The sequence below is a fragment of the Tenacibaculum sp. nBUS_03 genome (genome assembly GCF_051201695.1).
Taxonomy (GTDB): Bacteria; Bacteroidota; Bacteroidia; order Flavobacteriales; family Flavobacteriaceae; genus Polaribacter.
This window is the reverse complement of the sequence record NZ_CP179214.1, coordinates 3,869,958-3,883,835: the sequence shown is the minus strand read 5'-3', so window position 1 is coordinate 3,883,835 and position 13,878 is coordinate 3,869,958. Positions and strand designations below refer to the sequence as shown.

Annotated in this window: 18 protein-coding genes; all 18 read left to right on the top strand. The window is 31.3% G+C overall.

From position 1 onward, the window contains the following. Window positions 1-114: 114 nt before the first annotated feature. Complete coding sequence (locus ACMFBB_RS17830) at window positions 115-1,308, top strand: tyrosine-type recombinase/integrase (protein WP_435262085.1); 1,194 nt, start codon at window positions 115-117, stop codon at window positions 1,306-1,308. Between the two features lie 39 nt (window positions 1,309-1,347). Beyond that, window positions 1,348-2,247 carry an ExbD/TolR family protein gene (locus ACMFBB_RS17825; protein WP_435262084.1) on the top strand — a complete coding sequence of 300 codons (900 nt, stop codon included), beginning with the start codon at window positions 1,348-1,350 and terminating at the stop codon, window positions 2,245-2,247. A gap of 147 nt (window positions 2,248-2,394) precedes the next feature. Continuing rightward, window positions 2,395-3,069, top strand: coding sequence for a hypothetical protein (locus tag ACMFBB_RS17820; protein WP_435262083.1), 675 nt, complete (start codon window positions 2,395-2,397; stop codon window positions 3,067-3,069). A 50-nt stretch (window positions 3,070-3,119) separates the two neighbouring features. After that, window positions 3,120-3,761 (top strand): AraC family ligand binding domain-containing protein, encoded by a 642-nt coding sequence (locus ACMFBB_RS17815; protein ID WP_435262082.1) that lies wholly within the window; start codon window positions 3,120-3,122, stop codon window positions 3,759-3,761. Next, the gene (locus ACMFBB_RS17810) at window positions 3,743-3,973 is read left to right on the top strand and encodes a helix-turn-helix domain-containing protein (RefSeq protein WP_435264331.1); all 231 of its coding nucleotides are present in this window, start codon (window positions 3,743-3,745) and stop codon (window positions 3,971-3,973) included. The genes ACMFBB_RS17815 and ACMFBB_RS17810 overlap by 19 nt, the downstream gene beginning before the upstream one ends. A 111-nt stretch (window positions 3,974-4,084) precedes the next feature. Beyond that, the gene (locus ACMFBB_RS17805) at window positions 4,085-4,840 is read left to right on the top strand and encodes an SDR family NAD(P)-dependent oxidoreductase (RefSeq protein ID WP_435262081.1); all 756 of its coding nucleotides are present in this window, start codon (window positions 4,085-4,087) and stop codon (window positions 4,838-4,840) included. A 45-nt stretch (window positions 4,841-4,885) separates the two neighbouring features. Next, on the top strand, window positions 4,886-5,665 hold the full coding sequence (locus ACMFBB_RS17800) for a type 1 glutamine amidotransferase domain-containing protein (RefSeq protein ID WP_435262080.1): 780 nt from the start codon (window positions 4,886-4,888) through the stop codon (window positions 5,663-5,665). A 64-nt stretch (window positions 5,666-5,729) separates the two neighbouring features. Further along, the gene (locus ACMFBB_RS17795) at window positions 5,730-6,125 is read left to right on the top strand and encodes a hypothetical protein (protein WP_435262079.1); all 396 of its coding nucleotides are present in this window, start codon (window positions 5,730-5,732) and stop codon (window positions 6,123-6,125) included. Window positions 6,126-6,130: 5 nt separating this feature from the next. After that, complete coding sequence (locus ACMFBB_RS17790; protein WP_435262078.1) at window positions 6,131-6,661, top strand: OsmC family protein; 531 nt, start codon at window positions 6,131-6,133, stop codon at window positions 6,659-6,661. Window positions 6,662-6,728: 67 nt separating this feature from the next. Continuing rightward, the gene (locus ACMFBB_RS17785; protein WP_435262077.1) at window positions 6,729-7,127 is read left to right on the top strand and encodes an OsmC family protein; all 399 of its coding nucleotides are present in this window, start codon (window positions 6,729-6,731) and stop codon (window positions 7,125-7,127) included. Between the two features lie 13 nt (window positions 7,128-7,140). Then, window positions 7,141-8,208: a flavin monoamine oxidase family protein gene (locus tag ACMFBB_RS17780; RefSeq protein WP_435262076.1), complete on the top strand. Its 1,068-nt coding sequence runs from the start codon at window positions 7,141-7,143 to the stop codon at window positions 8,206-8,208. Between the two features lie 214 nt (window positions 8,209-8,422). Beyond that, a complete protein-coding gene (locus ACMFBB_RS17775) occupies window positions 8,423-9,298 on the top strand; it encodes a DUF2911 domain-containing protein (RefSeq protein ID WP_435262075.1) in 876 nt (291 codons plus the stop codon). Between the two features lie 12 nt (window positions 9,299-9,310). After that, a complete protein-coding gene (locus ACMFBB_RS17770) occupies window positions 9,311-9,943 on the top strand; it encodes a hypothetical protein (protein ID WP_435262074.1) in 633 nt (210 codons plus the stop codon). 7 nt (window positions 9,944-9,950) lie between these two features. After that, entirely contained in the window at window positions 9,951-10,775 is an 825-nt protein-coding gene (locus tag ACMFBB_RS17765; RefSeq protein ID WP_435262073.1) for a formylglycine-generating enzyme family protein, read from the top strand. Window positions 10,776-10,781: 6 nt separating this feature from the next. Then, complete coding sequence (locus ACMFBB_RS17760; protein WP_435262072.1) at window positions 10,782-11,228, top strand: hypothetical protein; 447 nt, start codon at window positions 10,782-10,784, stop codon at window positions 11,226-11,228. An 11-nt stretch (window positions 11,229-11,239) separates the two neighbouring features. Beyond that, window positions 11,240-12,283: a threonine aldolase family protein gene (locus ACMFBB_RS17755; RefSeq protein ID WP_435262071.1), complete on the top strand. Its 1,044-nt coding sequence runs from the start codon at window positions 11,240-11,242 to the stop codon at window positions 12,281-12,283. Window positions 12,284-12,632: 349 nt separating this feature from the next. Then, window positions 12,633-13,007 carry a hypothetical protein gene (locus ACMFBB_RS17750; protein ID WP_435262070.1) on the top strand — a complete coding sequence of 125 codons (375 nt, stop codon included), beginning with the start codon at window positions 12,633-12,635 and terminating at the stop codon, window positions 13,005-13,007. 598 nt (window positions 13,008-13,605) lie between these two features. Then, window positions 13,606-13,824, top strand: coding sequence for a hypothetical protein (locus tag ACMFBB_RS17745; protein WP_435262069.1), 219 nt, complete (start codon window positions 13,606-13,608; stop codon window positions 13,822-13,824). Window positions 13,825-13,878 lie beyond the last annotated feature (54 nt).

Here is a 13,878-nt window from a genome sequence, read left to right as displayed (position 1 = left end):
TCACAAATTTTGTGAGGGTTTTATTTTAACAAAAACATATTTTTTACCAATATCCTATTTAAATTTACTGAAAAAAAATAGTATTAATATAATATTCGTATTTTTGGTAATGCTATGAAAGAAACACAAAATTACCCTATTTCTGTTACCTTAAAAAGAACTTTACATAAAAAACATGATGTTTTGGTTATTGTATTTCCTTACTCAGATTTAATCATTTCGAAGTTAAAAAAACTAAATGGTTATTACTGGAGTAAAACACTTCGTTCTTGGCTTTGTTCTTTTTCAAAAACCAAACTAAATGAAATTCAACATACTTTAAAACAAGAAGCTTCATTTATTTTGGATACATCACTATCAATTAATCCGACTATTCTAACTAAAAAGAAAAAAAGAAATATTTCTTATGAAAACAAAATACTCATCAGGGAATTTGTTCAATATTTAAAAGGGAAGCGATACAGCGAAAGTACAATAAAAACATATTTCACTTTTGTTGCTGATTTTATTAATTATATAGAACCAAAACCTATAACAGAACTTACAAACAGAGATGTTGAGCTATTTATTGAGAACATTTTTGTAACCTTAAATTACAGTATTAGCTCACAAAGGCAATTTATAAGTGCAATAAAATTATTTGTTATTTTTTACCCTTCATGTAAAATTGATAATTTAAAACTACAACGTCCCAGTAAAAGTAAAATTTTACCTTCAATTTTATCTCAAGAAGAAATAATCACCTTATTACAGGTTACCAAGAACCTAAAACATAGAGCTGTTTTAGCATTAATTTATTCTGCTGGTTTAAGGGTAAGTGAATTAATTTCTTTAGAGTTAAAAGATATTCATATTAATAGATGTCAATTATTTATTGAAAATGGAAAAGGAAGAAAAGATAGATATGTTGTTTTAGCAAAAAGTTTTTTACCTTTATTAGAAAACTATATAAAAACTTATACGCCTAAAAAGTATTTTGTGGAAGGCTTACCTAACAAACAATATTCTGCAAGTAGTATTCGTAAATTTCTTCATCGCTCAGCTAAGTTAGCTACTATAAAACGTGTAATTACTCCTCATACATTAAGACATAGTTATGCTACGCACCTACTTGAAAACGGAATAGGCTTACGCTATATACAAGAATTACTAGGACATTCAAAACCTGAAACTACTATGATATACACGCACGTGGCAAAAAAAGATTTACTAGACATAAAAAGCCCTTTAGATACAATTTTATTATCTTTATCAAATAGGGATAAAAAGGAAGAAAAGTTCCTTTTACCCGGAAAAATAATCGAATAAACGAGAACTTTGTTCTCTATATAAGGAGTTGTGCAATATATGAGATATACAATAATAATTTTTTTATTAATTATATTATTTTATTCATGCGGTATTAAAACTGAAAGAATAGAAATTAAATTAATGGATTGCAATAAACTAGCCTTTATAGATGAAGGTAAACAGTTAAAAGAATTGATGATTGATTATGAGTCAAACTTAATAAAATCTGGTATTATTGCTAATAATTCAGGAAAAAGTTACTTAGAAACAATAAGTAAAATAGCCGATGGCGTTGAGTTTAAAAATAGACCTTTTTATTCATTTGGCGAGATGTTGAATGGAATTAGAAAAAACAATAGTACTACTTCAAATAATTGTTTGCAACAGGTTTTAATAGACTCATCAAAATATGATTTTAAACAATTTTCCAAATTTCAGAAAATACTAAAAAAGACTATCAGTTCTTCACAAGATTTAAGAATAGAATTATTAGCAAAAGTATTTTCAAATGTATTAACCGAAAAAGATTTTGAACTTGATTTATATCGCATGAAAGTATACTTGTTATTTGATATGTTACGTTCCGATAATATATTAAATAGTGAATCAAAGAAAAATAATTACGATAACGAAAATGCTTTACAAATATATCTCAATAGTAAAAATGAAATATTCATAGGTAATAAAGAGTTTAAAATTAATGATTTAAAGTACCGAATAATTAATTACTATAGAAAGAATAAAACTAAATCTGTAATTATCATAAAATCTGATAGAGAAACCATGTATTCAGATTATATTAATGTTGAGAATGAAATTGAAAACACTATTAACTTATTGCAAAATGATTTATCTAATGAAAAATTCGGAAAAAATTATGCGGATTTAAATAATGAAGAGCTAAAATTTATCAATAAGCAATATCCAAAATCGATAATTCAGAAACTAAAAAAGTAATACATTGCACAACAAGAGGGTATAGTTTATTGTTGTTGAAGTCCTTTTATGGAAAAGTAACCATTTAACTAAAGTTTATGTTTTATTAATAACTTTGAACCAAAACACCACAACAAACCATACCCCAAACGTTATAGGCAATAAAATATGACCTCAAAAGAGTTTAAAGAAATATTAATCAATGGTTCGGATGAGTCTAAATACAAGGCTATGTCTAATGCAAATCCAGAATTACTTAATGATGAAGTTTTCTATCTTTTATTGGATCTTTTGGAAGATAATAGTTCAAGTAATCGCTTTTTTGCCATATTTAATTTGATTGAAAAGTTTCCTGAATCTCTTTCAAACATAGAAGGAGTTTTCGTTGACAATATTTATAAATTATTATTTGATGATTATACACCTATTGTAGACAGAGTTCCATGGGCTTTAAGTATAATAGGAGATAAAGCACTCGATAAATTAATAGAGAAATATTACTCTGTGACTATGGATGTTAAACCCCTAATTATACATGCTATTGGGAGAGGGAATTTTAGTAAAAGATCTAAGGATAGAGTTAAAATCTTATTGGAAGGCCTTAAATCAGACCATCAGGATTTAAGATTTGTCGCAATGTGTGAGATGATGTCCAATACTCCAATTAGTCCATGGGGTAATAATGAATGGAATTCTACTGAAGATAAGAGTATTGATTTTAATAACATCTATGATAAGATTTTACCTGTTGCACAGGAATTTTCTAAACATGAAACCGAAGAATACAGGAATTTTTCAAATAGATACATTGAATGGATAGAAAAAGCCTATAACAACACCTAAACTGCATTAAAACGCAGCTTAGCCAAAACGTTGGGCACAATTAGATTACAATGAAAAAATACGACTTACATAAAAATGATTTTGCTGAGCTCCATTTTGAGTTAAAAACACTTGAACCCTATTTTCAGCGCAACAAAGAGAAAGCTACCAAGCCACATAGACATAGTTTTTTTCAGATTCTTTGGTTTAAGGAAAGAGGAAACCATTATATTGATTATAATGTAGTTGAGCATGATGTCAATACTCTTTTTTTAATCAATAAAAATCAAGTACATTACTTTTGTCCTGATTCAAGTAATTCTGGATATCTGCTTCATTTTAATGATTCGTTTATTTCTAATTCTAGTCTGGATTTACTGAATAGGTTTGAGCTTTCAATTTTTAACGAGATTGATAGTCCAAATTTTTCTTTAGACAAAAAGGACGCAAAGATTATTGATGATTTAACATATAACTTGCTTGTCGAACTTGAAGAGAAGAAGTTGAACCATTTACAAATAATAACCCATGAATTGATAAGCTTACTGTACTACATTGAGCGAATCAAGCAGAACAGTGGTTCATTTAATAGAAGCACAAAATCTGGTTTTTCAGCGGTTGTCACGTTTAAGCAAGCCGTATTTGAGAATGTTGACAAAAACTATGGGGTTCAAGATTACTCAGAGCTTGTAGGATCTCATCTAAAAAGCTAACTACCCTAACAAAACAGCATACTGGACTAACCCCTGCAAACCTCATCAAAGACATAAAGATACTAGAAGCAAAGAGAATGCTATCTAATCAAGATGTCTCAATAAAGGAAGTAGCCTATAGCTTAGGATTTGATCAACCTACCTATTTCACCAAATACTTCAAAAAAGAAACTCAGCTCACACCAAAGGAATTTCAACACAGTATTTTGTAGGGATATTTTTCCCTTTTCTCTAATTTACCATTCTTCGCTTTTAATTTACCATTACAAGTCTATAATCCGCTATACTTTTGTGTTATTAATAATTAATAAACATTTTAAATAATGAAAGAACAAGCAATTATAGTAGGCGGTACAACTGGAATGGGTAAAGCCACTGCTGAATTATTACTGAAAGATGGCATTGAAGTAACCATCATCGGTAGACCAGATAAAAGTTTAAAAGTTGCTGAAGAGGAGCTATCAAAGATAGGTTCTATAAAAGCAGTAGGTTTAGATCTTTTCAACTCATCTGAACTACAAATTTTCATCAATAATCTTAAAGCGAATATCCCTAACCTAAAGTATATAGTAAATGCTGCGGGTTATTTTAGTCCAAAATTATTTTTAGACCATACATCTGAAGACTATGACCTCTATCATAACTTCAATAAAGCATTCTTTTTTATAACTCAAGAAGCTGCTAATATTATGAAAGAAAATGGTGGTGGATCTATCGTAAATATAGGGTCAATGTGGGCAAAACAAGCCATAAAAGCGACACCGTCATCGGCTTATTCAATGGCTAAAGCAGGTTTACATAGTTTTACACAGCACTTGGCTATGGAATTAGCAGAACACAATATTAGAGTAAATGCTGTATCACCCGCAGTAGTGGTTACACCAATATATGGAGCCTTTATTGAAGAAGATAAAATAGAAGAAACACTACAAGGGTTCAACGATTTTCACCCGATAGGTAGAGTTGGAAGACCTACAGATATAGCAAAAACAATCCATTTTTTACTTACCGACCAGAGTTCTTGGGTAACAGGAGCTATTTGGGACATTGATGGTGGGGTAATGGCTGGACGAAACTAGTAACAAAATAAATATAATTAAACAATAACATTAAAATTTAAAAAAATGAAAAATTTAGTAAAAACAACAATTGCATTAACTCTATTTTTATTTGTAGGGTTAGCGGTAAGCGCTCAAAACACGTCTTACAAAGTAAACAAACAAAAAAGAGTATTATTGGTAATGTCATCTTATGACGATATGGGTATTAGTGGTAAGCAAACAGGAACTTGGTTTCAAGAGTTAGCTGCGCCTTATTATATTCTAACAGAAGCTGGTTATGAAGTGGTATTTGCATCACCAGATGGTGGAGAAGCTCCAATAGACTTATTGAGTATGAAAGTGCCATTCACTACAGATTATACTAACAAGTTTTTAAATGACCCTGTAGCAATGTTTGCTGCTAAGCGTACAAGAAAATTGAGGAATGTAGATTACAGCACCTTTGACGCTATTTTTGTACCAGGAGGTTATGGCTTATTAACTGACTTAGCATCAGACCAGTATTTAATTAAAATGATTAGAGACTTCTATGAGTCAGGACGATCAATTGCGATGGTATGCCATGCACCTGCAATTTTAAGAGATGTTAAATTGACCAATGGTAAGTACCTAGTTGAAGGTGTTAACCTTACAGGGTTTAAAGATTCCGAAGACGCTGAAATTGAATTAGATAGACATCTTTTATTCTCCCTAGAGCAGGAATTAAAAAGAAGAGGAGCAAATTACAAAAGTGTAAAAAACTGGGCACCTAATGTGGTTATAGATGGACCGCTAATGACAGGACAGAGTCCTGCATCGGCTGCACCTCTTGCTGAAGCCTTAAGAAATCGATTGAAAAAATAAGATTAAACAAAAGGGAAGAAGAAGAAAAGGTTTCTTCTCTTCCCTTTACCACAAAAGTAATATTATGAAAATAGTTGTTCTAGTCTCTCTCTTCTTTCTCTTTTTGGAAACAACCCAAGCACAACAAATAGAGAAAATTGGTTTTTCATACGGAGGAGCTATAGTCATGGGATATGTTGATAATGGAGCTTATATTAATTTTACAGGACCTGGGATAAAGACAAAGAAAGGGAACTCAGAAGTTCTAATAAGCGTTTTGCCGACACTTCGGTTCAAAAATGATAAGGGTGCTACTAAAAATACTTTTATCACTCCTACTCTAGGGTTTGGAATTACTTATACCTATAAGGCTTTTGTGGTTCAACTTCCTTTTTATTACAATGGTAAAACAAGCACTTCAAACGGGAAATGGAATGCAGGGGTAGGAATAGGAATTAATTTGAAAACATTAAAAAAATAACGATTATGTTAAATGGAATAAATTTAGAAGGTCTGCAAGAATATACAGACCTAATAGGAAAAGAAGAAAAAGAAGCATACTCTAGCTATGGCATTACTGCACAATGGCAAGGAGGCGTCAATACAAAAATTACAACACACAATCAAAAAGTGGGAAGTAATGAAGTACAAAAGGACTTTAGCTTTGAAATAGGTGAACCTAATGAACTTTTAGGAGACAATTCAAGACCTACTCCCCAAGACTACTTATTAGGAGGATTGGCAGGCTGTATGATGGTAGGATTTGTGGCAGGTGCATCTAGTAAAGGGATTAAGCTTGATGATGTCAAATTACATATTACAGGAACTCTAGACTTGAGAGGCTTTCTAAACGTAAATGATAAAAGTCCTATTGGATTCGATACCATAGAATTTGCTTACGAAGTAAGTGGAGATGGTACACAAGATCAATATAATGAAATCATTGACAACGTGCGTCAATTTTCGCCAAATTATCGAACTATTACGGACAAGGTTAATATGAAGCTTAAAAATTAGATAAGTATAAAGGAGCTAGGTTACAATAGCCTAGTTCCTTTGTTTTACAATGAAAAAAACTTGAAAAATGAAACAACATATTAGCTTAATAAGAGCTAAAATAGAAGAAAAGTACTATACTAAGCTAAAAGTATCAGGCTTTAATCTTGAGTCAGATGAACCCGTAGCTATTGGGGGAACCAACAAGGCCCCAAGCCCCATTGACCTCATGAACAGTGCATTAGCAAGTTGCACAGTCATGTATTTACTGAGTAAAGCTGAAATAGAAAACATAAATACTGGGGCAATTAAAATTAAAATTGTAGTAACTAAAAATGAGAGCCGCTCTTTTAGGTTTGAACGAACGCTTAGTTTTGAGAATAATTTATCAGAAAATGAAATCCAAAAATTGCTTCTATTCGCTGATAAAACTCCTGTAACGAGAGCTCTTAAGGAGGGTAATGAAATCTTAACCTCTATCAAATAATTATAATTTTATCATGCAATCGAACATACTAATTATCGGAGCTGGTCTGTCTGGATTATTGATTGGGTATAGGCTAAAAAAAGAAGGAATTCCCTTTACAATAATTGAGGCAAGAGATAGAATAGGTGGACGTATAAACACTAAGATTAGTTCCAATGGAACGCCAGTTGAAATGGGAGCAACTTGGTTTGGTAATCAACATAAGAACTTAATTCAGTTGCTTAAAGAATTGGATATCAAATACTTTGAGCAATACATGCAAGGTAGTGCTTTCTTTCAACCTTTTTCAACCTCGCCAGCTACATCCATTCCAATACCACAGCAAGCTCCTAGTTACAGAATAACTGGAGGAACCTCTGTTCTCATTAATGCTTTAGCAAAAAAAATTGGAGCTCATTCTATAGAGTTAAACCAAAAAGTAAAGCGGATTGAATTTTTCGAAAAAAAAGTAACCGTTTATACTAATAATAAATCGTTTGACGCTTTTAAAGTAATACTCGCAATTCCACCAAAATTATGGGGTAATGCCATAGACTTTAATCCGCTATTACCTAAAAAGCTTAAAGACATAGCTATAAAAACACATACTTGGATGGAAGATAGCATAAAGATTGCTTTAACTTTTGAACGACCATTCTGGAGGCAAAAACAACAATCAGGAACATTATTTAGTAACACTGGACCCATTACGGAATTCTATGACCATTGCAATTTTGAAGAAAATAAATTTGCTTTATGCGGATTTATCAACTCTAGCTTCAATGAGGTAACTGATCAAGAACGAAAAAAACTTGTTCTACAACAATTAAACATTGTGTTTGGAGATTCAATAAATAGTTATAACGATTACAACGAACAGATTTGGAGTCGTGAAAAGAATACCTTTTTTGAAAATGAGTCACCTTTGTTTCCTCATCAAAATAATGGAAATCCAGTATTTCGAGAGACATATTTCAACGATAGGTTGATTATTTCTTCAGCAGAAACAACCCCTATACATTCTGGTTATATGGAAGGAGCTGTAGTCTCCGCAATTAGTGTAATAGAGAAGATAAAAAACTGTGCCCAACAATGCATATGAAATCATAGCCTCCTATCGGCAGGCTACGCTTCATATACTCACCGTTGTAATTCATTAGATAACGAATTTGACTAAAAAAGATCCCCCTCAAAAAATCTAAAAATAATGTTAAAAACACGAAAAACATTTCAGTTAGCATCAGGATTTATTATATTTACTATCATTTAATTAACTTCATAACAAGGTGACATTACACGTAGTAAAAATCACAATTTTGAGCTTGTTTTTTTCCATAGGATTTAGTTCTTATGCACAAGAATACCTTCCAGAACTAAGTCCCAGAACACAAATAACTCAAGATGTAGGATACAATACCATATCTCTAGATTATTCTCGTCCTTCCTCTAGGGGTAGGGAGGTATTTGGTGGACTCGTCCCATATAACTTCATATGGAGGACAGGGGCAAATGATGACACTAAAATTTCATTTAAAGAAAATGTAGTAATCAATAGCACTAAAATTGAAGCTGGTGAATATGTTATCTTTACAATTCCAAATAAAACTTCGTGGGAGTTTATTTTGTATCAAAAAGATGAAAATGAATCAAATGGTGTTCCTGATATAACCAAAAAAAACCAATATGTATGGGATGAAAGCAAGGTCACATTACGAGCTATTGCACCTGCCATTCAAGTAACAGAATATACTGAGACGTTTAGCATCAGCTTAGTAAATGTGGAATATGACGGTGTTACTTTGTTATTTAACTGGGCAAATACTGCGGTAAAATTTGACATAAAAACAGATAGCGACAGTAAAGTCAAAAGCTTCATAAAAGATGTTGAAGATAACGACCCAAGTTTTTACAATTATTATCAAATAGCTGCCTTTTATTTAGCTATATCACAAGATCAAAAAGCATTAGAAAAAGGGCTTGAATATGCGAATAGAAGCCTAGAGCTCTGGGAAGACTATGGAGCGAAATATAGAATACTCCTAATTAAATCCAAATATTTGTCCAAGTTAAATAGAACAAAAGAAGCTATTCAAGCTGCTGAAGACGCTTTAATGTTAGCAAAAAAGGAAAATGATAGTGAGTACATTGAGCGATTAAGTATTCTACTTAATACATGGAAATCTACAGAATAAATTCACTATAAAATGAAAAATTTGTTTTTAATACTTTTTTCGATGATACTTACCTCATGTGATTTTTCATCACAAAAATCTACAGAGGAAAGTAATAGTTCAATTGATTTTACAGGAGAATTAAAAGCAAAATCAATTGTGGAAAACTCAATTAAAAAACACGGAGGCGACCTGTACTCCAATGCTTCCTACACTTTTGACTTTAGAGGACAGGAATATTCATTTAACCACGATAAAGATGGCTATACATACAGTTTATCTTGGAAGGACGAAGATGATACGGCTATAGAAATACGTTTACAAAACGAACAGCTTTTAAAAACTATAAATAATGAACTGGTTCAACTAAATCAAGACGATATTTCTAGTTACCGTGAAAAGATAAATTCTGTTCTCTTTTTTGTATTACTTCCTTTTAAACTAGAAGATCCGAATGCTACCACAACATACAAGGGAAACAATGGTTTAGCTGTTCGTTTTCGAAGTTTTTATAATAGAAGAAACGTCAACGGTATTATATTTCAAGATTATAATAACTATACATGTGACCCTAATAGTTCATTAAAAGAAATAGCTGAACTTTATGAAAATGATAAATTAACCTATGTTTCTAAAATAGAAATTAAAAACATTATCAAATATTAAATTTAAAATGAGAATAATTTATGTAGCTGTAATCCTAACGATTGGATTACTATTTAGTTGTAATAATTCAAAATCAACTAAAAAAACAGAGAGTAATGATAAAGGAGAATCGATTAAGAAAATTGAGGTAAAAATCCAAAGCTATGCCTCAAAAGTCAATGAAAATAGTACTGTTGAGATAGACTGGATAGATGTGCCAGCTGGAAATTTTGTAATGGGTAGCCCAGAGGATGAGTTACAAAGAGAATATAACGAAGTGCAACGAAAGGTATCTATCAAGGCCTTTAAGATCAGTAAATATGAGATAACTTTTGATCAATATGATGCTTTCTGTGACGCAACAGGACGTGAAAAACCTAAAGATGAAGATTGGGGAAGAGGAAAACGACCTGTAATTAACGTAGGATGGCAGGATGCTAAGGATTTTGCCGAATGGGTTGGAGCTAGATTACCTACAGAGGCAGAATGGGAATACGCCTGTAGAGCTGGAACAACAACAAGATATAATGTCGGAGATTCTATTACCAGAGAGCAAGCAAATTTTATGTTTGAGGTTCCTGGAGAAGAAGAAAAGTATATTGGAGGTGATGCTACTGTAGAAGTAGGTTCTTATCCTCCAAACGCTTGGGGTATATACGATATGCATGGAAATGTTTTTGAGTGGTGTAGTGATGAATATCACGGTCCCGAAGGAAATAATTGTCTTACCTACGTAATAAGGGGTGGCGGTTTTTTCTCTGTTCAAGAAACATTACGTAGTGCAAGAAGAATAGCAAAAACACCTGATTTTGCATTACCTCCTTTAGGTATTCGATTAGTTAAAAACAAATAGTAATATATGAAAAAGTCAATTTATCTACTTAGGATCATTGCATTATCGCTTCTATTTCATAGTTGCGCTACTGCTACTAAAATTAAAGAAAACAAATACACAACTAACCACACCTTTAAAGTAATCTTTAATGGTATTGATTACCAATTATGCAAAGGTAGAACAGCACTTTGTCCGAAAGAATGTGGTAATTCTGGAGAAATTGCAAATTTTGATGTGATAGAATACGTTAGTTTAACAGGAAAAGGAGAAGCCCAAAAAGAAGAACTAAAAAACTTTTCAATTCAAGTTTCAGATTATTCTAAAAATAGATTTAGTGAAGGTCATATTTCAAAAATTGAAAATCTTAACCTCAAGGATGAGGTTATTTTGGAAGTGGTCTTTGTTTATGACACTTCTCTCACTGACATAAAAACCGAACGAAGAATAATTTCTATAGAAACCGTAAACTAGCTCAAAAGTCAATGAATTTTAAACGAACGTTAGCAAGCGATAATTATAGTGGGGTGCTCCCCGAAATGATTGAAGCAATTACTAAGGCTAATAACAGCCACGCAAAAGCCTATGGGTATGATGATATAACGGAAAAAACGAAGCAATTATTTAGGGAAATATTTAATCATCCTGTAGAGGTTGCTTTTGTTTTTAATGGAACTGGGGCTAATGTGCTCTCTTTGAGCCTCTGTACCAATTCATTTAATTCGGTTTTGTGTGCACGATCATCGCATTTGTACGAAGACGAATCTACAGCACCAGAAACCTTTACAGGATGTAGATTCATACCCTTAGATACAGATAGTGACGGAAAAGTAAGTATCGAGACCTTAAAGTCTGCAATTGTTAGAAAAGGAGACGAACATCACCCCCAAGCAAAAGTTTTTTCTATAGCTCAACCAACTGAATATGGTACAATATATACACTTAAAGAACTTGAAGAAATTTCAGAAATATTAAGGGAAAACGATATGCTTTTTCATGTGGACGGAGCACGTTTATTCAATGCGGCTGTGTCCTTAAATTGCTCGCTTTCTGAACTTACAAAAGACGTAGGTGTTGATATATTATCACTTGGAGGCACCAAGGTTGGAATGATGTTTGGCGAAGCTGTGGTTTGCTTTAATAACGACATTTCAAAAAACCTTAAATTCAGACATAAACAAACTATGCAGCTGCCTTCAAAGACTAGATTTATAGCTGCACAATTTCATGAATTGTTGATAAATGGTATTTGGAAAACATCTGCAAAGCATAGCAATGAAATAGCTAAATATTTACGCGATAAAATATTTAATCTTGTCGATAGTCAGATAAAAATTACTCGGACGGTTCAAGCTAATGCCGTATTTGCTATTATTCCAAAACAATGGAATGAAACTCTAATGGAAGTTTCCCCATTTTACGTGTGGGATGAATTCACCAATGAAGTAAGATGGATGTGCTCTTTTGATACAAAAAAAACAGACATTGATAATTTTTTGGCTAAAATAAAAGAGTTAGATTCTAGATAAACGAATTACAACAATGTGTATAAGCAATAGCTGTTTAAGTGCAAACTTGAACCGCTTTTTGTATATGGTTAAGTATCTGATAGCCGATAGATAAGTGTTTTAAATCCGCTACTGCTCATACACTGAGCCGTTGTACACAATTTGAGCAAAATCCGAACAGAATTTAAAAAATGAGCAAAATTGACAAAATTGGAATAGGATTAATGGTTATTTTGGATTTTTAATTCCATTTTTTGTTCTTTTTGGATTTATAATTGGATTTCCGATTTATATTGTTGGTGCGATTTTACTTCTATTTGGAAAACTAAAAATTAAACATAAATTACTTTGGATTTTAGTTCCTTTAATTTTGTTTTATCCTTCATATAATCTAGCATCTTCAATCTCTTTATACTATTCTGACAAACAAAAAGTAGATTTAATTTTACCATCAGATTTTAGTGGAAAAGTTATTATAATAGATAATATTGATTTTGGACAGAGCTTTGAGAAAAAACATAAACGTGAACAAATTATCTTTGATAAAAACGGAATTGCTTTTTATCCCAAAAAATTGGAATTGGACAAATCCAATTATCGAGTATATTTAAAAGATGTAAACGGAAAATTAAGGCAAATAAATTGGTTCTATAAAAGTTCGGAGAAAATCACTATAAATGAATATGGAGAAAGTATTTTTGAAATAAAAACTGATTCTACTAGAAAATATATTCTTTATGATTAAATAACTAATTTAATAAAATGCTAACTTAAGATGTATATAGCAAATAGGGCGTTCAGTGGCTTAGGAAAGTTCAGTAGTTATTTATAATACCGCCAAATCGTTGATTCGGCTTTTAAAATGAATAAATTAAAAACAAAATACAACGTTTTGGCTAAGTGCAAACCCGAAAGTTTATCGCTTTCTATTGCCCTTCTTGCCACATACTAAACGTTATACAACATGATGAAAAAATGACAATTGAAAAAGTATTTATTTCCTTATTCTTATTAGTTTCGACATTTTCTTTTTCTCAATCTAAAGATACAATTAGAGGGAAGCTTTTCTTTTCGGATTTTTTTATAAAAACTTTGACAAGATTATTGTAGAGGAAACTAGCTCAAAGCAATCTATACATCTTGATGGAGAAGGAAAATTTGTTCTAATTCCAATAAAGGAAAAAGAGGAATATAATTTAATTTTTACTTGTATTGGAGATACAATTAGAAAATTTAAATTCAAAAAAAAATGGACTAAAAGGAAAAGACCTAAATCTATTTCGTTAAATGATAGTTGTAATTTTAGTTATAAAAATGCATTAAAAGATTACAAAGAAGGAAGAATGAAACTCTATATTTTTAATAGAAATCAGCTTCATCAAGGATTGAAAACAAAAGATAAAAGGCAAGAGAAAAAATATAATTTTGATTATATGTATTTAGATTCTGTAAATCAATTTGATTGTTATTATGATTATAATCAAGCAATTTTAAAAATCCTTAGATTAAAACATGGACATCAAATATTGAATAAAATTAATAAGAACGTAATAGGTTTGTAACAAAAATAATAACGTTGTATAACAAAATGTATAATTAATTGCTAAATTTAGGCT